The following is a 24,439-nucleotide window of genomic DNA, read 5'->3' on the forward strand; positions in this document are numbered from 1 at the left end:
GCCCCCGGCCATAAGTGCAATACCCCCGCCCCCCGAGCAGTGGCAGGGCGGTGCCCAGCCAGTACAGACTGCGCATCCTGACGGGAGAACCATTCATGACCCTGCTGAAGTCGCTTGCGCTCGCCGGTGCCGCGCTTGCCTCGGTGGCCGTTGCCCATGCCGCGCCGGCGCCCGCTTCCTTTGCCCGCTGCGCCGCCTGCCACAATGCTACCAAGGACGCCGGTCCCAAGATCGGCCCGGACCTGTGGGGCGTTTATGGCCGCAAGGCTGCGTCGGCCAAGTTCAACTATTCCGCCGCGCTCAAAGCGCAGAAGATCACCTGGAACGACGCTGCTCTCGACAAGTGGCTGACCGGCCCGATGCAGATGGTGCCGGGCACGATGATGTCGTTCCCTGGTCTCAAGGACCCTGCCAAGCGCGCAGAGATCATCGCCTATCTCAAAACCCTGCACTAACCCAGGCGAGATCGCGTGCAATGGGCCGCGCCGGACAATCCGGCGCGGCTCTTTTTGTTGGAGATCGGCACCCTGCCGCCTTCCAGGCCTTCAGATCGCCTGAGCCGCCGCGACCGCGCTCGCCCAGGCCCACTGGAAATTGTACCCGCCCAGCCATCCGGTCACATCGACGGCCTCGCCGATGGCAAAGAGACCGGGAACGCGCTTGGCCTCCATCGTCTTCGACGACAGCTCGGCCGTGCTGATCCCGCCGACCGTCACTTCGGCCTTGGCAAAACCCTCGCTGCCGTTGGGGTGGAAAAGCCAGCCCGAAAGACGGGCCGCCGCCGCCGACAACACCCGATCCGACAGATTGCCGAGGTCGCCGGTCATGCCCAACCGTTCGCACAAGGCGTCCGCCAGCCGGTCGGGCAGCCGCGCCGACAGCACCTTGCGCAAGCTCGCCCGCGGTTGCTCGCGCTTCATTGCCAAGAGCCAGCCTTCCGCTTCATCGGGAAGGAAATCGATGCCGATCGCCTCTCCGTTTTGCCAGTAGGACGAAATCTGAAGGATCGCGGGGCCGGATAGCCCGCGATGGGTGAACAGCGCCGCCTCCCGAAACGACGCCTTGCCACAGCGAGCGATGACCGGGCTTGCCACACCGGCAAGACCGCGAAACAGCGCCTCGTCCCCCGGCAACGTCAGCGGTACGAGCGCCGGACGCGGCTGCACCACCTTGAGCCCGAACCGGCGCGCCAGATCATAGGCAAAGCCGGTCGCGCCGAGCTTGGGAATCGAAGGACCCCCGGTCGCGATCACCAGAGCCCGCGCACGCGCCACGCGCCCGCCGAACGCCACGCGAAACTGCGCGTCGGCATGGGTCACATCGGTGATCGGCGCACCGCACGCGATCTCCACCTGCCCCTGCGCACATTCGTCGAGCAGCATGGCCAGGATCTGGCGGGCAGACCCGTCGCAAAAGAGCTGCCCCAGCGTCTTTTCGTGCCACGCGATCCCGTGTCGCTCGACCAGCTCGAGGAAATCCTGCGCCCCATACCGGCTGAGCGCGGAACGAACGAAATGGGGATTTTGCGAGAGGTAGCGATCGGGCGCGGCATGGATATTGGTGAAGTTGCAGCGGCCGCCGCCCGAAATCAGGATCTTGCGCCCCGGTTCGTCGGCATGGTCGACGACCAGAACCCGCTGCCCGACTTGCCCCGCACGGGCCGCACACATGAGCCCGGCCGCACCTGCGCCAAGAACAATCACGTCAAATTCGGCTGCCTGATCCATCCTTGCCCCCTGCCCCAAAGCCATTCCCAAGGCAATCGGCGCCCACCAAATGCCAGGCAGGGCGGCAAGCGGGAACACCGCCTGCCACCCTGCCCGGGGAGAGGACCGGGTCCTGCGCCCCCAACGGCGCAGACCCGACCGGAATGTGGATCAGAAGAACAGGATACCGCCGACCGCGACAGTGTTGCTGGAGGCGGAGTTGTTGTTGTGGGCCACCGAATGGCTGTGGGTATATTCGCCGATCAGCGTGACCCAGCTGGTCAGGCCGTAACGGACCTGGCCCACTTCGCTCTCGTTCCTGCGCACGAGAGTGGGGTTGGAAACCGCATCGCTGGCATCGGCGAAGTGCAGCAAGCTGGCGCCATAGCTGCCCGCAAGAGTCCACTTTCCGTGGTTGAGCACTGCCTGGAAGTAATAGCCTTCGCTGCCGCGGGTATTGCCGTTGCCGTCGGTGTCGAACAGGTTGAGCACGGTCGTGCCCAGCCCCTTGGCGGTGTAGTAGTACCCGAGCACCGAGACCGGCCCCACAGTCGCCTTGCTGCCGAAGTCGATACCGCGACCGACATAGGAGCCGCCGCCGAGAATATCATGCTTCTGCGTGATACCCGACACCCACGAATGCAGACCGACACCGCCCAGCTTGGTGTCATAGGCGATGCGTGCCTGGAAGCCCGGCTGGGTGTTGGACTCGGTCGGACCGGTCAGCGATGCCAGCGGCTGGAACACACCAACGCTCGCCTTCAGGCCCATGAAGCTGGGCGTCGTATAGGTGATCTGCGGCTGGAAGTCGGTGTAGATATAACCGACGCCGATGCGACCGAGCGTCGTATTGCTGGGCGCGATATTGCTGCCGGGTGTACCGGGCGTCAGCAGGGTGATGTCATTGAGGATCGCGTCCTGGCCGAACAGGCCGACGTCGCGACCGATCTTCAACTCACCAAAGCCCTTGCGCGCGACCGTCAGGTACGTCTGACGGAAGTCGATGCCGGCCGTGGCAAGCGCGGTCGGCTGCCCGCCGTTGTTGGCTCCCAGCGTGCCCCACGCGGCGCTGTTGATACCCGGATACATGCCGAAGTGCGCGCCGACGTCCCATCCGCCCTGCGTCGTGGTCACGTCGATTTTGAAGAAGCCGGGCAAGAGACCGTTACGAACTGCGCTGGTGCTGTTGCCGACATTGGTCACGCCGCCCACGACTGTGGTGTTGGCGCCGGGCGTCTGCCCGTTATCGCTGACGTAGAAGCCGTTGACCGAACCGGAAAACTTGATCGTCGCCCCGCCGACTTCAAAACCGATCCCGCTGTCAGTCGCCTTGATGATACGACCGCCGCCCGTCGCGGGGGCCTGTACCGGAGCCGGAGGCGGCGCCGTCACGGCGTTCTGCGCTTGCTCGGTGTCCTCCTTCAAAAGTTCGGAATAGTCTTCGTCGCTCAAGATGCCCTTGTCGTGCAGGCGCTTGAGAAGTGCGGCGCTGCTACCTGCGTAGGCCGATGTGGAAACCAGGCACAGCGCGATAGCGACGGCACTGCCGCCGAGAAACCTTTTCATTGGCATCGAACTCCCCTCATTGTGCTGCGAAATTTGTGCAGTCACATTGAAGAGAATGCGACCATGCGGCCATGTCAGGAATTGGACTTTGGGACCTGATACTTTGGACCAATGCGGACGACGGACGCATAGATCCCGTAAACGGCCGGAATATCCGTAATTAACCTCATCCAATCCTGCAACACGATCAATTCGTTGCAAGTTTTCCGACCCAACCGAACGCAGCAAAAAGCGACGCGATTCTCGAGGGTCTTTTCGAACCGGGTTTTCAGGGCGCGATCGCAACGCCCCAGGGTCCCCCACCGGCAGGGATCGTCGCCCGCACCGCCCGCGTCGCCAGATCGACTATGCTCACATCGTCGGTGGTCCCGTTGGCGACGATCACGTCGCGCTCGTCCGGGCTGAAAGCCAGATGCCAGGGGCGCCCGCCGACGCGGACATAGCCCAGCACTTTGCGGGTCGGCACATCGACGAGCGCAATGTGATTGGCCCGGCCCAAGGCAACAACGGCCAGCTTGCCGTCGCGGGTAAAGCGAATGCCGCAGGGAAGCACCTTGTAGGCCTGCGTCTCGGGCGGAGCAAAGGGGATCGTCGCAGTGACCTTGTGGCTGGTCGGATCGACGATCTGGACCACTTGCCCCGCTTCATCCGCCACCCACAATTCGCGGCCGTCGGGCGTGAATTCGACATGACGGGGACGCGGCTCGGTCTGCGTCTGGTCGACGGCCTGATGCGTCGCAAGATCAACCCAGGTCAGGAACGACTGGTCCTCGCTCGTCACAACCAGCCATTTGCCGTCCGGACTTTCCGTTACCCCTTCCGGATCGCGCCCTACAGGGACTTGCCAAGCGACTTGCCCGCGGGCGAGATCGATCGCAGTTGTGGCGGCGTCGTTCTCGTTGGCGACGAACAGCAGGCGCCCGTCGCGCGAGGGATAGAACTGCTCCGGGTCCTGCCCCGACGGCAACGTCGAGATCAGCGCGCCGGTCTTGCGATCGCGCACTTCGACAGCATTGTCGTTTCCGACCGCGACGAAGACTTTCCCGCCATCGCGCGACAGGGCGATACCGCGCGGCCTTGCGCCGACCTGCCATGTCGCCACGGCCTTTCCGCTGCCAAGATCGATCACGCTGACGGTGTTGCCGCGCTCGTTCGAGATATAGGCGGTTCCAGCCCCTTCGGCATGGGCGACAGCGATGCCCTGACTGCCCAATGCCACCCATGCTGCAGCGCACAATACGCGACGGAGAAGATTGCGCCGACGGTTGGGACGCAGGGAGCGTGATGCCGTGATTTCCATGGAACTTTTATCCTCGCCCCGCCCTGATGGGCATACTGTACGAAGGTACAATGGGTTCGGGTCAGGACCTTACAGTATTCCGCTAACGATCGAGAGTGGTGATTGTGACGGGACCCGGCAGGAATCGTTTTATGCCGCGCCCGACTGGAGGATCCTGAAATGAGCCGCAAGTTTACGTCCAAGGTTTCTGCGAAGGTTGTCGGGCGCCTGGTCCTGGCCGGTGCGATGGTCGCTGCAACGATGGGCGTCAGCACCCAGCTGCTGGCCCACGGCAATGTCACGCCCCAGCCGGTGGACACCAGCGCGCTGCCCGACATCAAGCCGGACAACGACACCTGGCTCACGCACAACCCCTATCGCGGCAATGCCAAGGCCATCGAGATCGGCCAGTCGGCCTATGGCCAGAACTGCGCCCGCTGCCACGGCCTCGACGCGATCTCGGGCGGCATCGCCCCGGACCTGCGCTATCTCGAACTCGGCGACAGCGGCGACGAATGGTTCGTTCAGCGCTATCACCACGGCTCGAGCCACGACGGCAAGGTCTACATGCCGCCGATGGGCGAAGTCCTGGGCCAGAAGGCCGGTTGGGCCATTCGCGCATGGCTCGAAACCAAGCATACCGATGACTGATCGGCCCAAGCCCCATCGGTCCGCGACTGACTGGATGGCTCGTCGTGCGTTCCTTGCCGGGGCGCTGACGGCCGCGACGGCAGTCGCCTTGCCTCGGCAGGCAGAGGCCGCGCCGCTTGCCAAGGTCCGCGAGACCGGGGTTCTGCGCGTTGCGGTCTATGCCGACAACCGCCCCTGGTCCTGGGTCGAGGGTGGCGTCGTTCGTGGAATCGACGCCGACCTTGCCCGGGCCATGGCCGAAAAGATCGGCGTGCGGGCCGAAGTCATCGCCTTCATGCCCGGCGACGACATCGCCGCCGACTTGCGCAACACCGTCTGGCGCGGTGGCTTGCTCGGCTTTCAGGTCTGCGACGTGATGATGCATGTCCCGTTCGACCGGCAGATCATGATCGAGAACGATCAGGTCGCGATCCTCGGGCCTTATTATCGCGAGGGCTTTGCGATGGCCTGCGGCAACGAACAGAGCGATTGCGAAGTTCCGCCCGCACAGCTTCACGGCCGCCGCCTTGCCGCCGAAACCGCGACGGTCTCGGACGAATACCTGCTGACCGCATTCGGCGGCGTCCTGCGCAACGACGTGCACCACTACCGGGGCGGCTATGAAGCGACCGAGGCGGTGGTCGAGGGCAAGGCCGATGCCGTGCTCGCGACACGCGCCCAAGTCGAGGCGGCCCTGCACGATCGCCCGCAAAATGCGGTGCATCGTCGCAAGGGTCCGATCCCGGCGCTGTTTTCGCCCGGATGGGACATCGCCATGGCGGTCAAGGACAACAGCCGCACGCTCGGCGACCTTCTGGAAAACAGCATCGTCGAGATGACGAAGAACGGCCGCATCGAGTCGATCTTCGCGCAATACGGCGTTGCCTGGCACGCGGCGGTCGCTGCCTGAATTTCCATGTCCCGCATTCCACCCGATGCGGTCGTCCGGCACTGGCCCGGCGGCCGCATTGCCGTGCCCGGCGGGCACCGGGACGGCCCATTGCCAAATCGGACGAGGTGATTGTCCCAAGGTTCAATTGCTGCCCCCCTTTCATCGGATAGGGTGCCGCAGGAAGCATTCGGAAGGACAGTCTTTCGAGGGGACCTGCGTCCCTTTGCTTCGCGACAGCCTTCGCCTCGTCAACGGGGGGCGCAGAAGTCACAGGAGAGCATGCATGAAGGGGAGTTTCACGCGCGGCCTGACAGGTCTTGTCTCGCTCGCGGTTGCATTGGCAGCACCGGCCTTCGCGGAAAGCGGCCCGAGCAGCCAGGACATCAACAACGACGCGCAGTCGACCGGCGACGTCCTGAGCTACGGCATGGGTCCCTGGGCACAGCGTTTCAGCCCGATGACCCAGATCAACACCACGACCGTGAAGAATCTGGTTCCCGCTTTCGCCTCTTCGCTCGGCGGTGAAAAACAGCGCGGTCAGGAAGCTCAGCCGATCGTTTACGACGGCATGATCTACGTCACCGGTTCCTATTCGCGCGTCTTTGCTTTCGACGCCCGCACCGGCGACAAGAAGTGGGAATACGACGCCCGCCTGCCCGACGGCATCATGCCTTGCTGTGACGTGGTCAACCGCGGCGCCGCCATCCACGGCGACAAGATCATCTTCGCCACGCTCGACGCGCACCTCGTCGCGCTCAACCGCCACACCGGCAAGGTGATCTGGAACAAGACCATGGCCGATTATCAGGCCGGCTATTCCGCCACCGCCGCGCCGATGATCGTCAAGGACATGGTGATCTACGGCAACTCGGGCGGTGAATTCGGCATCGTGGGCAAGATCGAGGCCCGCAACGTCGACACCGGCGAACTGATCTGGGAACGTCCCACCGTCGAAGGCAACATCGGTACGCTCCACGGTCAGCCCAACGGCATGACCGGCAAGCTCAACGCGACCTGGACCGGCGACCTGTGGAAGACCGGCGGCGGTGCGACCTGGCTGGGCGGCACTTATGACCCCTCGACCAACCTGATCTACATGGGCACGGGCAACCCGGGACCGTGGAACAGCCACATGCGTCCGGGCGACAACCTCTACACCAGCTCGACGCTGGCGATTGATGCCGACACCGGCGTGATCAAGTGGCACTATCAGACCACCCCGCACGACGGCTGGGACTTTGACGGGGTGAACGAATTCATTCCGTTCGACGCCACGATCAACGGCAAGCCGATGAAGCTAGGCGCGAAAGCCGACCGTAACGGTTATTTCTACGTGCTCGACCGCTTGACCGGCAAGTTCATCAGCGCGTCGAAGTTCGTCATGCAGACGACCTGGGCCGACGGCATCAATCCCAAGACCGGTCGCCCCAACTTCACCGCCGACGGCCGCCCCGGTGCGCCCGAAGGTTCGGAAAAGGGCAAGGTCGTGTTCTCCTCGCCGAGCTTCCTTGGCGGCAAGAACTGGATGCCGATGGCCTATTCGCAGCAGACGGGCATGTTCTACATCCCGTCGAACGACTGGGGCATGGACATCTGGAACGAACCCATCGCCTACAAGAAGGGCGCGGCCTATCTCGGCGCGGGTTTCACCATCAAGCCGATCGCACCCGACCATATCGGCGTGCTCCGCGCGATGGATCCGACCACCGGCAAGATCGCATGGGAATACAAGAACAAGGCTCCGCTCTGGGGCGGCGTCCTGACCACTGCGGGCGGTCTCGTGTTCACCGGCACCCCCGAAGGCTACCTCAAGGCGTTCGACGCCAAGACCGGCCAGGAACTGTGGAAGTTCCAGACCGGCTCGGGCGTGGTCGGCTCGCCAATCACCTGGGAAATGGACGGCGAACAGTATGTGGCCGTCATGTCCGGCTGGGGCGGCGCGGTTCCGCTTTGGGGTGGCGAAGTCGCCAAGACGTTCAAGGAAATCAGCCAGGGCGGTTCGCTCTGGGTGTTCAAGCTGCCCAAGCAATGATCGTGGTTCCCGCCGGTCCTGTCCCCATGGGACAGACCGGCGGGGTCACCCGCTCGATTGCCGGGGAGAAATCACCATTCACCAGATAGGCCAAACCACGAGCCGATCGGCTGGGACAAGCGCGGACCACCATGCTATGTTCAATTCTTTGAACGACAGGAACATGGTTGTGCCCATGGAGCGAGTACTGATTGTCGACGATCATTCCCTGGTCCGAGACGGTATGCGAAGCCTCCTGGAAATCAGCTTTCCCGAGTGTGTCATTCTCGAAGCCGGTGCGCTGTCCGAAGCGATTGAAGCGCTCGAAGCCGCCGGTGAAGTCGACATGGTCCTCCTGGACCTCAACATTCCTGACGTTTCCCGCTTTTCCGGGCTGAACCGGTTGCGCGACAGTTTCCCGAGCATTCCGGTCGTGATGGTTTCAGGTGCGCTCGACCGCATCACCGTGCGCGAGGCGCTCGCCGCCGGGGCTGCGGGGTTCATCCCGAAATCACTGAAGCGCGCGGAAATCGTCGAAGCCTTGCGACAGGTCCTCGAAGGGGAAATCTACATCCCCAACATTCTCGAAGAGGACAACGAGGATGCCCGCGAACGCGCGTCGATCCTCGCCCGTATCGAGGCCCTGACCCCGCAGCAGAAAGTCGTGCTGCGCCATCTCGTCAACGGCAAGCTTAACAAGCAGATCGCGTTCGAGCTCGACGTCTCGATGACCACGGTCAAGGCGCACGTTTCGGCGATCCTGCAAAAGCTCAACGCCTATTCCCGCACACAGGCGGTCATTCTCGCCAATCGGGTGGGCTTCCAGTAATCTTGGCTCTTGCCGGGTCGCAAAACGAAACGCCCCGGGCTTGCGTCCGGGGCGTTTCGTTTTAACCTGGCTGCGGCTCTCCTGCGAAATCAGCTCAAGAGCGTCCTGATCAGAGCGCGCAATTGCGCGGGCTTTACAGGCTTTTGCAGCATGGGCAGCGCGGCCTGCTGGATGCGCCCCTTCACTTCCTCGCTGCGGTCGGCCGAAATGATCAGCGCGGGCACCGGCGCACCGATCCGCGCGCGCAGTTCGGCAATGATGTCATCGCCCAGCTTGCCGTCGTCGAGGTGATAGTCAGCAATGATCAAGGCGGGTGGCCATCCCGGCACGCTTCCGCCCTCGACCCGTTCCATCAGCGCCTCAAGCGAATGCGCGGTGATGACGCGATAGGACCAGCGTTCGAGCAGAGCCTCCATCCCGCGCAGGATCGACGGGTCGTTGTCGATGATGACGATGCTGCCGGTCTGTCCGGCGACTTCTGCCCGTTCGCGGGAGCGCGACAATGGCGGTGCCTCGCGCACAGGCTCGCCGATCGGCACGCGGACGGCGAACTGCGATCCGACCCCAGGTGTCGAGGTCACTTCGATCCGATGCCCCAGCGTCTGGCTGGCACGCTGAACAATCGCGAGGCCAAGCCCGTTGCCGGGCGTCGAGCGGTCGGGATTGACCCGGCGGAATTCCTCGAAAATCGTGGTCAGGTGCTGCGGCTGGATTCCCGGACCGCTATCGCACACGGCAATCCGCGCTTCCCCATCCTCGCACATGACATCGATCGAGACTTCGCCCTCGCGGGTGTAGCGCAAGGCATTCGACAGGAAATTCTGCAGGATACGGCGCAACATGCGAATGTCCGAACGCACCCACAGCCCGGTATCGGGAATGCGCAGGATCAGTCCGGCCTGTTTCGCCTGGGTCGCGAATTCGATGCGTAGCGCGCCCAGCATTCGGTCGAGCTCGATCGTGGTTACTTCAGGTTTCACCGCCCCGGCATCGAGCCGGGAAATCTCGAACAAGGCCTCCAGCAGTTCCTCGACCGAATCAAGCGCCACCCCGGTCTGGCGCACCAGCGCTCGCGTGGGCAGCGCCAGCCGCCGCTCGCTCAGCGCCGCAACGAAAAGCCGCGCCGCGTTGAGCGGTTGCAAGAGATCGTGACTGGCAGCGGCAAGGAAGCTCGTCTTCGATCGATTGGCATGTTCGGCCGCCGTCTTGGCGGACATCAGCTGCGCCTCGACCGCGCGCCTTTCGGCGACTTCGGCTTCGAGCTCACGCGTGCGCTCGGTGACGCGCCGCTCAAGAGTTTCGGCCGCTTCCCGCAAAGTCTTTTCGTAAAGCTGACGGTCGGTCACATCGTCGAAGCTATAGGCCATGCCGCCCGGTTCGATCGGCGTCGAACGGATCTCGACCACGCGCGCGCCCAGACGACAGGTCCGCGATTGCCGCTCGCCCGGCGCCGCCCGCCAGTCGAGAATGCCCGGTTCGTCGAGCCCGAGCGCGCGGCAATGCTCGACCAGCCCCGCATGGGTCGCAATCGGGCGATGATCCTCGCGCAAGCCGAGCAGACGGGCAAGTCCGCCGTTATAGACCTGAAGCCCGTGCTTGTGGTCATAGAGACAGACCCCTTCGGAAAGGGTGTCGAGCGTCGATTGCAAGGCGAGGTTGTGTTCGCCCAGATGCCGAGCATGTTGACGAGCTTCTGCGGCCTTGACCTCGGTAATGTCGGTATAGATCCCGACGACGCCGCCCTCGGACGTGCGCATCTCGTTGATCTGGAACCAGCGCCCGTCGCTCAAGGCCTGAATATGGATCCCGCGCGCCAGCGTGTGACGCGCCATGCGATCGGCAACCCAGCGATCCGGGGACACGAGCGAGCCGATCGTGCGCCCCCGCTCGGCGACCGCGCGGGCGAGTTCGCTGAATTGCAGGTCGTCGGAAAGCTCGGCGATTTCGGGCCAGAGCCGCCGGAAAGCCGCATTGCACACGACCAGACGGTCGTTGCCGTCATAGATCGCAAACCCGTCGGACAAGGATTCAATCGCGTCACGCAGACGGGTTCGTGCTTCCTCGGCAACGCGATGGGCCAGGGCAAGGCTGGAATTGGCCCGCGACAGCTGATCCAGGGCGGATTCGAGCGCTGCCGTGCGATCGCGTACCAGCGCCTCGAGCGAAATCGCCGTTTCGAACATCGAAAAGGCATTGCCCTCGAACGAACTCGCCCGTTCGATGCGGTCGATCAACGCGGCATTGATGACTTCGAGTTGCTGGACGCGGGCGCGCAGCGACACCACGTCATCTTCCGGTTCGTTTCCGGCAAGGCCCCAGTTTACCGGCTGCCGGCTCATCGGCCGATGGCGAGACCGCTCAGGGTCTGGTTGATATGCGCAGCGCGGAACTGCTCGCCATAGGTGTTGAAGCCGACCACACCGCGACGGCTGTAAAGCTGGGACACGGCGCCCGACATCTGCCGGCTTTCGGCATCGATGCGATTGAGCACGCAATCGAACCCGATCACGTGGTCAATCTCGCCCACTTCGGTCTCGATCTCGTCGAACATGGCTTCAAGCTGGCTCAGGCGGTCGACCGGCTCGCCAACGGTCAGCACCACGCCAACGTCGATCGCGCAATAGAAGGTCAGGCTGCCGTCCCCGTTCACCGACTGGATCGCGCGGACGTAATGATTGCCTCCGGCGCGCACCATCGGCGGATGGGCCGCGAAAAACGCGGAATCGAGCGGCCCCGGACCGCCTCCGGCGACGCGACGATATTCCTCTGCCGCAGGGCGGGCGTTGATCTCGTAGACGACCCGCTCCTTGGGATCGGCCGCAGTCACGACCATCTTGTCGCCACCGGGCAGATAATGATGCGCGCTGAACGCCCGCAGGGGGCGGCGGCTCGCCAGCATGACGACGACCGCTGCGTCGTGGAGGAAGCGCCCGCCGACCATGACAGCCGTCTCGCGGAACCGCATTCCGTCACCCGACGAGCCCCCGACCAGCAGGGTCTTGCCCAGGGCGTCCTGCACCGTCATCGCCAGGAGTTCCTCGCGATGGGACAGCCCGTCGACCAGAAACAGCGCGGCCTGATTGACGAATCCTTCGACGATCAGGCTTTCACGCGTCATCTGACTGGCCAGGACACGGATCGCCTGCCCGCCCACTGCGGGATCGAACCGGTCGAGATCGTCGAAACAGTGGATCGCCATGCGAAAACTGTCTGCGGGAAAACCGATGAAGACCACACTGTCTTCATCATAGCCGCGATCACTGAGTTCGCCTGCACTGGTGCAACCGACCAGAGGGACCTGTCCGACAATGTTCTGCAGGGATCGGGCAAAGGGCTGTTTCGCGAAACGGTGCGAACAGAAGATGAGACCGCCGGCCAATGCGCGCCCGGACAGCTTCCGCGCCAGATCGGCGACGACCATCTCCGGGTCACCACAATGCGACGTGATGACGATCAGTTCATCCAAGACGCCGGCTTCCGCCAATCTCGCTCTCCCGAAATGCCCGATTTTCGGGTCTAACACGGTCGTTTAGCGCACCCTGGCCGATCAGCCAAGCGCCAATGACGCATGTTCGACCATTGCCGGCGGGCGGGACGCTACGGAATGCGGCCGCGGCGCCTCAGCTCCCGCCGCTTGCCTCGGGAACCCAGGTATCACCCCGCGGGGGATCCCCGGCTGCTTCCAGAACCGCCGCTTCCTCGTCGGTGAAGACCCGGCTGCGCACGATGAAGCGAAACCCTTCGGGCGCTTCGAGGCTCATGCCCGCGCCGCGCCCGGGAACGACATCGATCGTCACCTGGGTATGGCGCCAATATTCGAACTGGGTGGCTCCGATCCAGACCGGAATGTCCTTGCCTATCACCCCGAGCAGGACATCCTGCCCGCCGACACGGAATTCCCCGCGCTGGTAACACATTGGCGCCGACCCATCGCAACACCCCCCGGATTGATGGAACATCAGCGGCCCGTGGACCGCCTCCAGCTTCGCCATCAGCTCGAGCGCCTCGGGCGAGGCCAGAATGCGTGGCGGAAGAGTTGCGTCGGCAGGGGAAACAGACTGGCTCGAAAGGGTCTCGGTCATCGTCGGGGCTCCCGGCAACCCGCGTTCCGACAGACAAAGTCGCTGCCGATCGCGGGTTGCCCTGGTTGGGCTGGAATCAGGTCGTCGTGCCCGCCACCACGGTCACGCCACCCGTTGCGAAATTGGCAAGATCGGCGACGGCCGCCTGCCCCTCGGGCGACCCCATCGATGCTGCCATTTGCTCGGCACTGTCGAAATAGAGCTGAGCGATACGGTAGAAGGCAGGCTTGCTGCCGTCTGGATTGGGCAGGCCCTTGATGAGCACCGCATTGGCAAGACCCGCGATCTTGTCGACCAGCGGCAAGTGGGTCTGCGCATAATAGGCCTCGAACGCTGCCGGATCGGTGGGCTCGTTATAGAGCACGTTCAACACGATCTGGCTGTTCGCGGCGCTGTCTTCCGCCATGTTCCTGTCTCCTGTCGATGGCCTCATGCGGCGGCCTGCCGCACCTCGTCCCTATGTTCGACAGGATGCACGCCCCGCGCGACGCCTGCAATATGGTCAAGAAATACAAAGACGGACGGCATGCGCACCCGCACATGCCGTCCCCGTTCACACGATCAGAAGAAGCCGAGCTTCTTGGGGCTGTAGCTGACCAGCAGGTTTTTGGTCTGCTGATAGTGGTCGAGCATCATCTTGTGGGTTTCGCGACCGATGCCCGACTGCTTGTACCCGCCGAACGCGGCATGGGCCGGATAGGCGTGGTAGCAGTTGGTCCAGACGCGACCGGCCTGGATTTCACGGCCGAAGCGGTAGCAGGTGTTGGCATTGCGGCTCCACACCCCGGCGCCGAGACCGAACGCGGTGTCGTTGGCGATCGCCAGCGCTTCCTCGTCAGTCTTGAAGGTGGTGACGGCCAGAACCGGGCCGAAGATTTCTTCCTGGAACACGCGCATCCGGTTGTGGCCCTTGAGCACGGTCGGGGTCACGTAATAGCCACCCTCGAGTTCACCGGTGTGAACCGCGCGGGTCCCGCCGGTCAGCACTTCGGCGCCTTCGTCGCGACCGATCGCGATGTAGGACAGGATCTTTTCGAGCTGGTCGTTCGACGCCTGCGCACCGATCATCGTCGCCGGATCGAGCGGGCTGCCCATCTTGATCGCTTCGACCCGCGCGATCGCGCGTTCGATGAAGCGGTCGTAGATCGATTCGTGGATCAGCGCGCGGCTCGGGCAGGTGCAGACTTCGCCCTGGTTGAGCGCGAACATGGTGAACCCTTCGAGCGCCTTGTCGAAGAAGTCATCGTCTTCATCCGCCACGTCGGCAAAGAAGATGTTCGGGCTCTTGCCGCCCAGTTCCAGCGTCACCGGAATGATGTTTTCGCTGGCATACTGCATGATCAGGCGGCCGGTGGTGGTTTCACCGGTGAAGGCGATCTTGGCGATGCGCTTGCTGGTCGCAAGGGGCTTGCCCGCTTCGATGCCGAAGCCGTTGACGATGTTGAGCGTACCGGCGGGCAGGATGTCGGCGATCAGTTCGGCAAGAACGAGGATCGACATCGGGGTCTGCTCGGCAGGCTTGAGCACCACGCAGTTGCCCGCAGCCAGAGCCGGAGCCAGCTTCCACGCGGCCATCAGGATCGGGAAGTTCCACGGGATGATCTGCCCCACCACGCCCAGCGGTTCGTGGAAGTGATAGGCGACAGTGTCATGATCGATTTCGCCGATCGAGCCTTCCTGTGCGCGGATGCAGCCCGCGAAATAGCGGAAGTGGTCGATGGCGAGCGGAATGTCGGCAACAGTGGTTTCGCGGATCGGCTTGCCGTTGTCGATCGTTTCGACAAGAGCGAGGAGGTCGAGATTGGCTTCGAGACGGTCGGCAACCTTGAGCAGGATGTTCGAGCGTTCGGTCGGCGAAGTACGACCCCAGGCGGCACGCGCGGCATGGGCCGCGTCGAGCGCGAGTTCGATGTCTTCGGCTGTGCCGCGTGCGATCTGACAGACCGGCTTGCCGGTCACCGGCGAGATGTTGTCGAAATACTGCCCGCGAACCGGAGCGACCCACTTGCCGCCGATGAAGTTTTCAAAACGTTCCTTGATCGGCGAATTTGCGGCAAACTTGCTGATGGCCTCTTGCAGCATCGAACTCTCCTTTGACATTCCGCCGCGCCCTGACCGGATCCGAAAAAGCCGTGCCGGGCGCGGTTCGAAAACTGGTAACTCTGTCGTCTTAACGGCGTCCGCACCGGGGTTTACCGCAGGGACTATCCACCTCGGACGTACAGCACGAAATTGCGCGTCACCCCTACCCGCGCCAATCGTACTTTAGGTCAAGACGCGTTCCGGACCTGCGCCACGGAGACCGTTTCCGGGACCACCTGCACCAGCGCGCGACCCGCATCGTGCCATCCGTCGATGCCTTCGGCGAACCAGAACACATTGGCGACACCTGCACGGGCAAGGCGGCGCGAAGCGTTCCAGCTCATCCAGCAGTCGGCACGGCAAAAGACCACGATCGGCCAGTCGGGATGATCGTGGCGGACCGCCTCGACACGGGCGGTCAAGGCCGACCAGAGAAGCGGATCGACCACGCCCCGTCCGGTTTCGGGAAACCACAGGGAACCCGGTATCGTGTCATGCGATTCGGCGAGCATCCATCGCCCGCTGGTCCGGTCGAGATGACCTCCCTCTGCCGGCAGGACATCGAGAAACAGAGCGTCCTTTCCCGGATGCAGGCGCAAGGCGCGATCGAGCGGCATGGAAATCGCCGGAGTGGGCGCACGATCGATCACCGCGCGATAACGCGTGGCACGAAACCCCAGCCTGTCGAACAGCGGCAACTCCTGCGTGGAGGCCTCCATCGCGCTCGCCCTGACGCCGAAAGCCACTCCGGCCAGCAGCATTGCTCCTGCAAGAACGCGTCTGCGCTCCACTTTCCGTCGCACCGTCACACGCACATCCCTACTCCCTTGGTACAGTTCTAGACCAAAGCGCGGCCCGCTAAATTGCCACATGGTATGAGAGGATTATTGACCGGCCTTGCGGCACTCGCAGGCCTCGTGGGTTCGACCTCCGCAATGGCGGCACCCCCGACCGACCCCCTTGGGTCCCCGCTGTGGGACATGCATGCCGAACGATTGTTCGGAAAGGACAAGGTCGTCTTCGACCCGGCGGTCCATGTCGACGTTCCGGTGATCGCGGAAAATCAGCATGTCTTTCCCATGACGCTCGACGCCAGGGCTTTGGGAACAGTCAAGCGCATCATCGTGCTGGTCGATCTCGACCCCCTGCCCCTGCCGGTCGATTTCACCCCCGGAGAGGCAGCCCCATGGCTGTCGCTGCGGATCAAGCTCGACCAGCGCACCCCGGTACGGGTCGCGGCGCAAACGCCCGACGGCACCTGGCATGTCGCAGGGGTCTGGGTCGATGCCGCAGGCGGCGGCTGCTCTGCCCCTCCGGTCAGTCGGGCCAAGGGCGACTGGGCCCAGCATCTGGGAGAAGTGCGCGGCGCGGTCTATCGCTCGGCACAGGCGACCCGCATCCGCTTTGCCGTGCGCCATCCGATGGACACCGGGCTGGTCGAGAACATTCCCGCCTACAACATCGAAACCATCCGGATCATGGCCGGAAAACAGGAATTGAGCCACATGGCCGTCACCGGCTCGGTTTCGGAAGATCCCGCGTTCACGATGCTGTTGCCTGCCGGTGAAGCCCGCCCCCTGACCATTGCCATGCATGACAGCAACGGGCGCGACTTCGACGGGATCCTGAACCCGGCCGAGCCGGAGAAGCACCCATGACCGCCCTTACCCGTCGCGGCGCGCTCGGGATGCTTGCCGGGGGCCTCGTCTCTCTGACGGGCGCGGCCCAAGCCGAACAGTTCGCGGGGACCTATCACCTTGTGCCTGTCGCTCTGGCCGAGGGCATCTGGCTGGTTCGCGGGGCCGATGCCCCGATCGCCTTTGCCAACGGCGGCGCCATCGCCAATTGCGTCATCATGGCAAGTAACGCCGGACCGATCCTGTTCGATTGCGGCCCATCACGAAACTACGCAACCGCGCTGTCCGCGCTCGCCCGCAAGCTCACCGGCAAGCCGCCCGCGCTCGTCCTCATCAGCCACCTTCACCCCGATCACAGCCTCGGCGCTTCGGCATTCGATCCCGCGATTGTTGCAGCCCTGCCCGGAACAATCGCGGACATCGAACGCGACGGCCCGGGCATGAGCGACGCCATGTTCCGCATGTTGGCCGACTGGATGCGCGGCACCGAAGTGGTCGTGCCCGGACGCCGCCTTGCCGCAGGTCCCTTCGAATTTGGCGGGCGACACCTGCAACTCTTTTCGCTCGCGGGCCATTCCGCCAGCGACCTGGTCGCGCTCGACGAAGCGAGTGGCACCCTGCTTGCCGGGGATCTCGTGTTCAAGGACCGGGCGCCTGCAACGCCCCATGCGACCCTCTCGACCTGGCTCGCCTCGCTCGACCGGCTCGCCGCGATACCGCATCGGCGCCTCGTTCCCGGACATGGCCCGTGGGATCAGGACGGCAGCGGCATTGCCCAGACACGCGACTGGCTGACCTGGCTCGACAAGGCCCTCCATGACGCTTCGGCCCAAGGCCTCGACATGACCGAAGCGGGCGAAATCGCGATTCCTGCGCGCTTTGCCGGAATGCAGGCCGCGCGTTATGAATTGCAGCGCAGCGTCAGTCATTTCTATCCCGCAATCGAAATCGACTCACTGCCCCGCATCGACGGAGGCACCGGCGGCTGATCGCCCTCGCGATGCCATCATGCCGAGCAAGGCGCAGAGCGCAGCAACACCGGCGAACCCGGCTTGCCCGGTGACGCCGAGGCGGAACAGCAATCCGGCGAGGGCCGCGCCCAGCGACTGTCCGGTCAAGCGCGACAGGGCCATCATGCCGGCCGCCGCCCCACTGCGATCACGGGGCGCCCGACCGAGCATGACCCGGTTGTTGGCTGGCTGAAACAGACCGAAACCGGCCCCCGCGATCAGGCTACCGACGACAAGCACCACCGCGCCGACGGTTCCGTGGGGTGCCAGCGCAATCCCGCCCAGCCCGAGCGCCGCCATGCCGAGGCCACCATTGCCGCTTTGCCCCGGCGTGCGATCGGCAAAACGACCGCCCCAGACCGCCGCAGCCCCCAGCCCCAGCGGAATCGCTGCCATCATCAGCCCGGTCATGCCCGGCGAAAATCCGAAGTCGTCATGCAAGATGAACGGCAGCGACACCCCGATCACCACTTGCGCGCCGAAATTGGCGATCGAGGCCAGATAGGCCGACCGCAAATGCGCAAGCGCCACGAGATCGACCGGAAGCAGAGGATAGGCCCGCCCGCGCGAGCGGATCACCAGCAGAACCAGCGCGATGAGCCCCAACGCCACGGCGCCGAGTGCAATCACGCCATGCCCTTGCGCAAGACCGCCCAGAAGCCCGAGACTGGCAATCACCGACAGCACCGACGCCCCAGCGTCAATCTCGGCCAGTGCGCCGCGAACGCGCGGCAAGGCCACCGCGCCAGCTGCCAAGGCAGGCACCCCGACCACGAGATTGACGGCAAAGAGCCAGCGCCAATCGGCCAGTTGCAGAACCAGTCCCGCCAGCGGCGGCCCGGCCATCGCCGAAATCGCCACCACCAAGGCATTGATGCCGATCGCCTGCCCCAGCATCCGCGCGGGAAAAGTGTGGCGGACCAAGGCACCGTTGACGCTCATGATCGCCGCTGCCCCCAACCCTTGCGCCAGACGCGCAAGGACCAGCACGTCAAGCCCCGGTGCTGCGGCACAACCGAGCGAGGCAAGCGTGAAGATACCCAGGCCCACAAGATAGACCCGGTGATAGCCGAAGCGTTCGCCGACCGCCGACAGAGTCAGCACCCCGGCCAGAATCGCCAGTTGGTACCCCTGCACTACCCACAAGGCCGCAGCGGGAGAAACGGCAAAATCCCGCGCCATGACCGGCAAGGCGACATTGGCGATCGTGCTGTCGAGCACGGTCACCGCAATCGCGAGCCAGATGACGAACCCCGCGACGGCACGGCGCCCCGGCGTCAGATCGTCCTCGCCCATCTCCTATCCGGCGTAACAGTCGGTGGCCCGGATCAACCGGTCGAGAATGCCCGGTTCGAGCCAGGAATGTCCTGCATCCTCGACCACTTCGTATCGGGCCGAAGGCCATGCACGGTGCAGCGCATGGGCCGTCCGGATCGGACACACCATGTCATAGCGCCCCTGAACGATGGTCCCCGGAATGGCGGCCAGACGATCAGCATCACGCAAAAGCTGTCCCTCGTCCAGCCAACCGCCATGCATGAAGAAGTGATTTTCGATTCTCGCAAAGGCGAGCGCGAAGTGGGGATCGGAAAAACCGGTCCCGTCGAGTGCTGCCGGACGCAGGGTCGATGTCCGCCCTTCCCACAAAGTCCAGGCCTGCGCCGCACGGGCCTGTTCCTGCGGATCGTCGCCAGTCAGCCGACGGTGATAGGCACCGCGCAGGTCGCCGCGTTCCTCCACCGGGATCGGCGCGAGGAAATCTTCCCAATGTTCAGGGAAAACCGCCGATGCGCCTTCCTGATAATACCAGTCGAGCTCCGCCCGGCCGACCGTGAAAATACCGCGCAGGACCAGTTCGCTCACGCGTTCGGGATGGGCCTGCGCATAGGCAAGAGCCAGCGTGCTGCCCCACGATCCGCCCAGCACCAGCCAGCGTTCATGCCCGGCAAGGACCCGCAACCGTTCCATGTCGGCGACCAGGTGCCACGTCGTATTGGCCTCCAGCGAGGCATAAGGCGTCGATTGACCGCAGCCGCGCTGATCGAACAGCAGTACATCATAACGAGCGGGATCGAACAGGCGCCGATGCCCCGGCGAAATGCCCCCACCCGGTCCGCCATGGAGGAACACCGCCGGTTTCGCGCCGGGCGTGCCACAGCGTTCATAGCGGATGGCATGACCCTCTCCGGTCTCGAGCCATCCGGTCTCATAAGGTTCGATCGGCGGATAAAGCCCGCGCAAGGGCGCATTGTCGCAAAGGGGATCGGTCATCGCCCCCCGCTTCTAGGACTGATAGCGGCGCGGCACCAGCGGGGGAAGGTCGCCGCTGGTCACGTCACGATCTCTCGTCGCAATAATCGCTTCGACCAGATCGTGCTCGGGCGAGCGCGCGCAGACCGGATCGACCCGCGCCGCGTCTCCGGCAAGCGCCAGTGCCTGGCACCGGCAACCGCCCCAGTCGATTTCGCGACGGTCGCAACTCCGGCATGGATCAGGCATCCACGCCGTCCCGCGAAACCGGGCAAAAGCGGGGTCATGCTCCCAGATCGCGGCAAGGCTCTGGTCCCGCACCGACGCGAACGTCATGCTAGGAATGGTCTCTGCCGCATGGCACGGCAGAACCTTGCCCGAAGGCAGGATGTGCAGGAACCTCTGCCCCCACCCTCCCATGCACGCCTTGGGTCGCGCCGCATAATAATCGGGCACCACGTAATCGATCGCGATCCGCCCCGCGAGCCCGGCACGGGCCTCGTCCACGATCGCATTGGCCGCTTCAAGCTGTTCCCGGGTCGGCAACAGGGCATCGCGATTGCGCAAGGCCCACCCATAATACTGGGTGTGCGCAATCTCGATCCGTTCCGATCCAAGCTCCTCGCCCAGCGCAAGCATGGCCGGAAGGCTGTCGATATTCTGACGATGGACCACGAAATTGGTCGTGAGCGACAGTCCGGATTCGCGGATCATCGCCGCAGCGGCGATCTTCTTCGCATGACCGCCGTTGTATCCGCCGAACCGGTCGGACGCCTGCGGGTCGGCCTCCTGAAAACTGAGCTGGATATGGTCAATGCCCGCCGTCACCAGCGCCGCCATCAGATCGGGGGTCAACAGCACACCCGAGGTGATGAGATTGGTGTAAAGCCCGTTCGCCGCAGCATGAGCGACCAGTTCGACCAGATCGCGCCGCGCGAGCGGTTCGCCACCGGTGAAATGGAATTGCAGGACACCCAGTTCAGCCGCCTGCTCGATCACCCGTTTCCAGCCGGAAGTATCGAGCTCTTCGGTCGGCCGAACGAGTTCGAGCGGATTGGCACAATAGGCGCATTGCAAGGGACAGCGATGCGTGATTTCCGCAATCAGGCCCATCGGTGGCGGCACGACACTCACCCTTCGATCGCTCCACGCGCGACCAGATCGGCCAACATCGCGGCGATGTCCCCGGTAACCTCATCGACCGGCGCCTGAAACCGTTCGGCCAGCTCCGACCCGATCGCGGAAACCGAGCGGACACCATCCACCAGTTTCAGAACTTCAACCCCTATTTCATCGAGAACAAAGGCTTTTTCAGGAGCAAGCAAGACCCATCCACCCCGTGCCTTGTCCTCGCGCAGCTTCACGCCACGACGAAAACGGGGAACCGTATCAGTGGGCAGGACTTGTCCTGTCATGCCAGGACCTCTTCAAGGCTCGGCTCAAAAGCACCCGGCGGGATCAAGCCTGGCGCGACATAGGCGAGATAGAGCCCGTTAAGCTGGCTCCACAGAACATCGCACTTGAACCGCAGCGCCGCGAGCACTGCCTGCTGCTTTTCAACGGTGTCGGCATGTTCGCGGACATAGGCCAGCGCGAAATCGCTGTCCTTGGGCGCCTGTGTCAAACGCGGTGTGAAATAGGCGAGCGTATCCTGTGTGATCCAGTCATAGTTCGCGAGCATGCCCGAAACCCGTTCGGAAATGATCGTCGGGGAAAACAGTTCGGTCAGCGACGAAGCCACCGCTTCCAGCACCGAACGATCCCGAACGAAATGGATATAGGCATCCACCGCAAAGCGCGTCTCGGGCAGGATGAGATCGGCCCGCTCCACCATCGCGGCGTCGAGCCCCACCCCTTCCACCAGCTTCAGCCAGCGTTCGATCCCGCCCGCTTCACCGGGGCGACCGTCGTGATCCTCGATCCGCCGACGCCATTCCCGCCGCAACTCGCGCGTGGGCAGCCGTGCCATCAGGAACGAATCCTTCACCGGAATCGCGGCCTGATAATAATAGCGATTGAGCGCCCAGGCCTGAATCTGCCCACGATTGAGCTTCCCGCTGTGAAGCAGGCGATGAAACGGATGCAGGTTGTGATAGCGTTCGCGGCCGATGGCGCGGAGTCCCGCTTCGAGCTCGTCCGGGGTCAGCAGTGTCTCGGTCATAGTGAAATCCTCAGACCATCCTCTCCGACAGTCCATCCCGCTGCTTCGACTTCCTTCCGTTCGGGCGAATCGGCGAGCAGGACCGGATTGGTATTGTTGATATGGACCAGAACGCGCCGTCCGATCTTTATCGGTGCCAGCGCCGCGAGGGTTCCGTTTTCTCCCGAGAGGCTGATATGCCCCATGCGTTGCCCGGTTTTCTGGCCAACGCCCGACTGGATCATTTCATCGTCACGCCACAGCGTGCCGTCGAAAAACAGGACATCGGCGCCATCGATCCGCTTGGCCAGCCAATCGGGCACGGCCGCGCAACCGGGAATGAAAAAGACCCGCCGTTCGCCCTGCCGAATGCACGCGGCAACCGTGGTGCCATCGACCACCACCGGCTGCATCCCGCTTCCCACTTCCATGTAAAGCGGCACTTTACCCGGAACCGCGAACAGTTCGACGGTCAAACCCCCGGCAAGGTCAATCGGCTCGTCCAGCGACACGGTCCGCCGCTCGACGACATCGCGTGCCAGCACTTCGAACACGGGATTGGCATCGAGAATGCCGTGGATCGACGTCGTCGCATAAAGCGTGAACGACTCACGCTCGCGCAAGGTCAGAAGGCCGGTGATCACGTCGACGTCGCCGCCGGTCAACACTACCCCGCGGATCGGCGTGGAACGAAGACCTTCGCGCGGATGCAATTCCTCGGTCTGCCCGATCTGCTGCCGCAAGTCGGGCGACGCGTTGAGGACATACCAGTCCGTACCGTTGCCACTGACGGCAAGGCTCGCCTGTGTACGCGCCGGGGCAGCCGGATCACCCAATCGCGCCCGATTGCATCCCGGCGCGTTGGAGTTCCACTGGGGGAAACCGCCACCCGCGGCCGCCCCCAGTACGATCATGCGCATGAAACGATCAGGCGTTCAGTTCGGCGCACGCATAGCAGTTGATTTCCGCACCGAGAGCGATTTCGACAATCTTGGGACGCTTCCAGCTCATATCCATTCTCCTCTTGAATTTTCATGCGACCTCCAACTCGGGGCCTAGGAGGAAGGTAATCAGCAATGCGACGTGCTGGCAATGGCAGAGAGGCCTTTGGAACTCCCTATTAGCCCAAAGGATGACGCGCCCCCACGCCAGGTTATCGCCCGTGCACAGGACGCCGTGAACCAGCGGATCACCTTGTTTCGGTTGCATCTTTGCAAAAGAAAACGCGGCCGCGCGCAATAGACACAAGGGGATGGAAGTCGGGGCCCAAACTGGGGCCAGCCCTCTTACTGGGACTGTGACGGCGCAGCGCTCGTCGCTGCCGGGGTAGAACCCACCGTCGCATCGAAAAGCGAATTGACCGCATCGAGCGAAGGTTCGTCGGGATCGACGGGCACCGGTTTCACAACCTTGGCAGCCTTGCCTTTCGCGCCACGCGCTGCCGCCTTGGGCGCCTTCCCAGCCTTAGCCCCGGCAAGCCCCGGATTGCCTGAGGAAGCTGGCGCAACCTCACCTGGCGCACTATCTCTCGCGGGCGCAACCCCGCCCGTCACAGGAACCGGCTGCTGCGACGGTTTGTCGTCGACAGGAACGGACTTCCCCGCATCTGCGGCAACCGCGTTCTTTTCTCCGGCAGGAAGGCTCCAGATGCGCCCGCGCGGCAACAACAGGCCGTCACGCCCCAACCCCTGATCCTCGGCCGCTTTCGCCTCAGCACTGGGTGGCGCCGTATTTTCCAGCCCAGCGGGCGTTGCCCCTCGCGTACTCGGCAAAGCCTTCTCCGGTGCCCTCGCCTTCACCGGCCCAAGCGTCTTCGCCAATTCGACCAACTGGCTCGCCAGCATCCCGTCAACCGCACCGGAAATCTTGTCGATGGGGTAGCGCATGAAGCCGCCGACGACATATTCGAACAGCACCCGGGTGCCCGAATCGGTCGCCTTGAACGTCACCGTCAGGACCGCGCTCACGCCTTCGCTCTGCAACGGACCCAACGCCCCTGCGAGGCGCATGGCCTTGAGATCGTCGACGAAGACAACGCGCATATGTTGAACGCCGCCACGTGGGCGCAGCTTGGTGCCACCCGGGAGCTTCTCGCAGAAGCACCCCCCAGGCACGGGATCGAGTGTCAGATTGGCGGAATCCCCGGAAAAGGTGTGCTCGGACGACCACCAGGCCGAAGGCGTCACAAAACGCTTCCAAACCGCTTCGGGCGGAGCGGCGACCTCGACAACATTGCGCGAAACGAAACCCATATCCGTTCGCGCAATGACATCAGCAAAAGCGGGGACAGGCGCAAGGCAAAGCCCGATCAGGGCACTCGACCCG

General features: G+C 63.9%; 24 protein-coding genes. 7 read left to right on the top strand and 17 right to left on the bottom strand.

What is annotated here, in order from left to right:
• Positions 1 to 95 precede the first annotated feature (95 nt).
• On the top strand, positions 96 to 455 hold the full coding sequence (locus tag Y88_RS05900) for a c-type cytochrome (RefSeq protein WP_008067160.1): 360 nt from the start codon (positions 96 to 98) through the stop codon (positions 453 to 455).
• 90 nt (positions 456 to 545) lie between these two features.
• On the opposite strand, the gene Y88_RS05905 is transcribed toward Y88_RS05900, so the two are convergent.
• The 3 genes from Y88_RS05905 to Y88_RS05915 form a co-directional block, all read right to left on the bottom strand.
• Positions 546 to 1,727 carry a BaiN/RdsA family NAD(P)/FAD-dependent oxidoreductase gene (locus Y88_RS05905; RefSeq protein ID WP_018075741.1) on the bottom strand — a complete coding sequence of 394 codons (1,182 nt, stop codon included), beginning with the start codon at positions 1,725 to 1,727 and terminating at the stop codon, positions 546 to 548.
• 150 nt (positions 1,728 to 1,877) lie between these two features.
• Entirely contained in the window at positions 1,878 to 3,272 is a 1,395-nt protein-coding gene (locus Y88_RS05910; protein WP_018075742.1) for a porin family protein, read from the bottom strand.
• A gap of 268 nt (positions 3,273 to 3,540) precedes the next feature.
• Positions 3,541 to 4,491, bottom strand: coding sequence for a PQQ-dependent catabolism-associated beta-propeller protein (locus Y88_RS05915; protein ID WP_008067168.1), 951 nt, complete (start codon positions 4,489 to 4,491; stop codon positions 3,541 to 3,543).
• 240 nt (positions 4,492 to 4,731) lie between these two features.
• On the opposite strand from Y88_RS05915, the gene pedF reads away from it, so the two are divergent.
• The 4 genes from pedF to Y88_RS05935 all read left to right on the top strand — a co-directional run bounded on the left by pedF (position 4,732) and on the right by Y88_RS05935 (position 8,913).
• Positions 4,732 to 5,202, top strand: coding sequence for a cytochrome c-550 PedF (gene pedF / locus Y88_RS05920; RefSeq protein ID WP_008067170.1), 471 nt, complete (start codon positions 4,732 to 4,734; stop codon positions 5,200 to 5,202).
• Complete coding sequence (locus Y88_RS05925) at positions 5,195 to 6,091, top strand: substrate-binding periplasmic protein (RefSeq protein WP_018075744.1); 897 nt, start codon at positions 5,195 to 5,197, stop codon at positions 6,089 to 6,091. Before pedF ends, Y88_RS05925 begins: the two co-directional genes overlap by 8 nt.
• A gap of 265 nt (positions 6,092 to 6,356) precedes the next feature.
• Complete coding sequence (locus tag Y88_RS05930; RefSeq protein WP_008067176.1) at positions 6,357 to 8,105, top strand: methanol/ethanol family PQQ-dependent dehydrogenase; 1,749 nt, start codon at positions 6,357 to 6,359, stop codon at positions 8,103 to 8,105.
• A gap of 136 nt (positions 8,106 to 8,241) precedes the next feature.
• Entirely contained in the window at positions 8,242 to 8,913 is a 672-nt protein-coding gene (locus Y88_RS05935; protein WP_408637184.1) for a response regulator, read from the top strand.
• Between the two features lie 89 nt (positions 8,914 to 9,002).
• On the opposite strand, the gene Y88_RS05940 is transcribed toward Y88_RS05935, so the two are convergent.
• The 6 genes from Y88_RS05940 to Y88_RS05965 form a co-directional block, all read right to left on the bottom strand.
• Positions 9,003 to 11,252: a hybrid sensor histidine kinase/response regulator gene (locus Y88_RS05940; RefSeq protein WP_008067179.1), complete on the bottom strand. Its 2,250-nt coding sequence runs from the start codon at positions 11,250 to 11,252 to the stop codon at positions 9,003 to 9,005.
• Complete coding sequence (locus Y88_RS05945) at positions 11,249 to 12,379, bottom strand: FIST N-terminal domain-containing protein (RefSeq protein ID WP_008067181.1); 1,131 nt, start codon at positions 12,377 to 12,379, stop codon at positions 11,249 to 11,251. The genes Y88_RS05940 and Y88_RS05945 overlap by 4 nt, the downstream gene beginning before the upstream one ends.
• A 154-nt stretch (positions 12,380 to 12,533) precedes the next feature.
• The gene (locus tag Y88_RS05950; RefSeq protein ID WP_018075746.1) at positions 12,534 to 12,995 is read right to left on the bottom strand and encodes a DUF779 domain-containing protein; all 462 of its coding nucleotides are present in this window, start codon (positions 12,993 to 12,995) and stop codon (positions 12,534 to 12,536) included.
• 76 nt (positions 12,996 to 13,071) lie between these two features.
• Positions 13,072 to 13,401: an EthD family reductase gene (locus Y88_RS05955; protein WP_008067185.1), complete on the bottom strand. Its 330-nt coding sequence runs from the start codon at positions 13,399 to 13,401 to the stop codon at positions 13,072 to 13,074.
• 155 nt (positions 13,402 to 13,556) lie between these two features.
• Positions 13,557 to 15,077 carry an aldehyde dehydrogenase gene (gene adh, locus Y88_RS05960; RefSeq protein WP_036500316.1) on the bottom strand — a complete coding sequence of 507 codons (1,521 nt, stop codon included), beginning with the start codon at positions 15,075 to 15,077 and terminating at the stop codon, positions 13,557 to 13,559.
• A gap of 188 nt (positions 15,078 to 15,265) precedes the next feature.
• The gene (locus Y88_RS05965) at positions 15,266 to 15,868 is read right to left on the bottom strand and encodes a rhodanese-like domain-containing protein (RefSeq protein ID WP_232280932.1); all 603 of its coding nucleotides are present in this window, start codon (positions 15,866 to 15,868) and stop codon (positions 15,266 to 15,268) included.
• A 144-nt stretch (positions 15,869 to 16,012) separates the two neighbouring features.
• On the opposite strand from Y88_RS05965, the gene Y88_RS05970 reads away from it, so the two are divergent.
• Complete coding sequence (locus Y88_RS05970) at positions 16,013 to 16,735, top strand: quinoprotein dehydrogenase-associated SoxYZ-like carrier (RefSeq protein ID WP_018075747.1); 723 nt, start codon at positions 16,013 to 16,015, stop codon at positions 16,733 to 16,735.
• On the top strand, positions 16,732 to 17,703 hold the full coding sequence (locus tag Y88_RS05975; RefSeq protein ID WP_008067192.1) for a quinoprotein relay system zinc metallohydrolase 1: 972 nt from the start codon (positions 16,732 to 16,734) through the stop codon (positions 17,701 to 17,703). The genes Y88_RS05970 and Y88_RS05975 overlap by 4 nt, the downstream gene beginning before the upstream one ends.
• Here the strand turns inward: Y88_RS05975 and Y88_RS05980 are convergent.
• The 8 genes from Y88_RS05980 to Y88_RS06015 form a co-directional block, all read right to left on the bottom strand.
• Complete coding sequence (locus Y88_RS05980) at positions 17,668 to 19,020, bottom strand: MFS transporter (RefSeq protein WP_008067194.1); 1,353 nt, start codon at positions 19,018 to 19,020, stop codon at positions 17,668 to 17,670. The genes Y88_RS05975 and Y88_RS05980 overlap by 36 nt on opposite strands.
• 3 nt (positions 19,021 to 19,023) lie before the next feature.
• A complete protein-coding gene (pip, locus tag Y88_RS05985) occupies positions 19,024 to 19,995 on the bottom strand; it encodes a prolyl aminopeptidase (protein WP_008067197.1) in 972 nt (323 codons plus the stop codon).
• 12 nt (positions 19,996 to 20,007) lie between these two features.
• Positions 20,008 to 21,099, bottom strand: coding sequence for a pyrroloquinoline quinone biosynthesis protein PqqE (gene pqqE / locus Y88_RS05990; protein WP_232280933.1), 1,092 nt, complete (start codon positions 21,097 to 21,099; stop codon positions 20,008 to 20,010).
• Positions 21,100 to 21,104: 5 nt separating this feature from the next.
• Positions 21,105 to 21,389 carry a pyrroloquinoline quinone biosynthesis peptide chaperone PqqD gene (gene pqqD / locus Y88_RS05995; RefSeq protein ID WP_008067201.1) on the bottom strand — a complete coding sequence of 95 codons (285 nt, stop codon included), beginning with the start codon at positions 21,387 to 21,389 and terminating at the stop codon, positions 21,105 to 21,107.
• Positions 21,386 to 22,135: a pyrroloquinoline-quinone synthase PqqC gene (pqqC, locus tag Y88_RS06000; protein ID WP_018075749.1), complete on the bottom strand. Its 750-nt coding sequence runs from the start codon at positions 22,133 to 22,135 to the stop codon at positions 21,386 to 21,388. The genes pqqD and pqqC overlap by 4 nt, the downstream gene beginning before the upstream one ends.
• Complete coding sequence (gene pqqB, locus Y88_RS06005) at positions 22,132 to 23,034, bottom strand: pyrroloquinoline quinone biosynthesis protein PqqB (protein ID WP_018075750.1); 903 nt, start codon at positions 23,032 to 23,034, stop codon at positions 22,132 to 22,134. The genes pqqC and pqqB overlap by 4 nt, the downstream gene beginning before the upstream one ends.
• A gap of 7 nt (positions 23,035 to 23,041) precedes the next feature.
• On the bottom strand, positions 23,042 to 23,131 hold the full coding sequence (gene pqqA, locus Y88_RS19790) for a pyrroloquinoline quinone precursor peptide PqqA (protein WP_018075751.1): 90 nt from the start codon (positions 23,129 to 23,131) through the stop codon (positions 23,042 to 23,044).
• A 269-nt stretch (positions 23,132 to 23,400) separates the two neighbouring features.
• The gene (locus Y88_RS06015; protein WP_232280934.1) at positions 23,401 to 24,156 is read right to left on the bottom strand and encodes an SRPBCC domain-containing protein; all 756 of its coding nucleotides are present in this window, start codon (positions 24,154 to 24,156) and stop codon (positions 23,401 to 23,403) included.
• Between the last annotated feature and the right edge of the window lie 283 nt (positions 24,157 to 24,439).

The sequence above is a fragment of the Novosphingobium nitrogenifigens DSM 19370 genome (assembly GCF_000192575.1).
Taxonomy (GTDB): Bacteria; Pseudomonadota; Alphaproteobacteria; order Sphingomonadales; family Sphingomonadaceae; genus Novosphingobium; species Novosphingobium nitrogenifigens.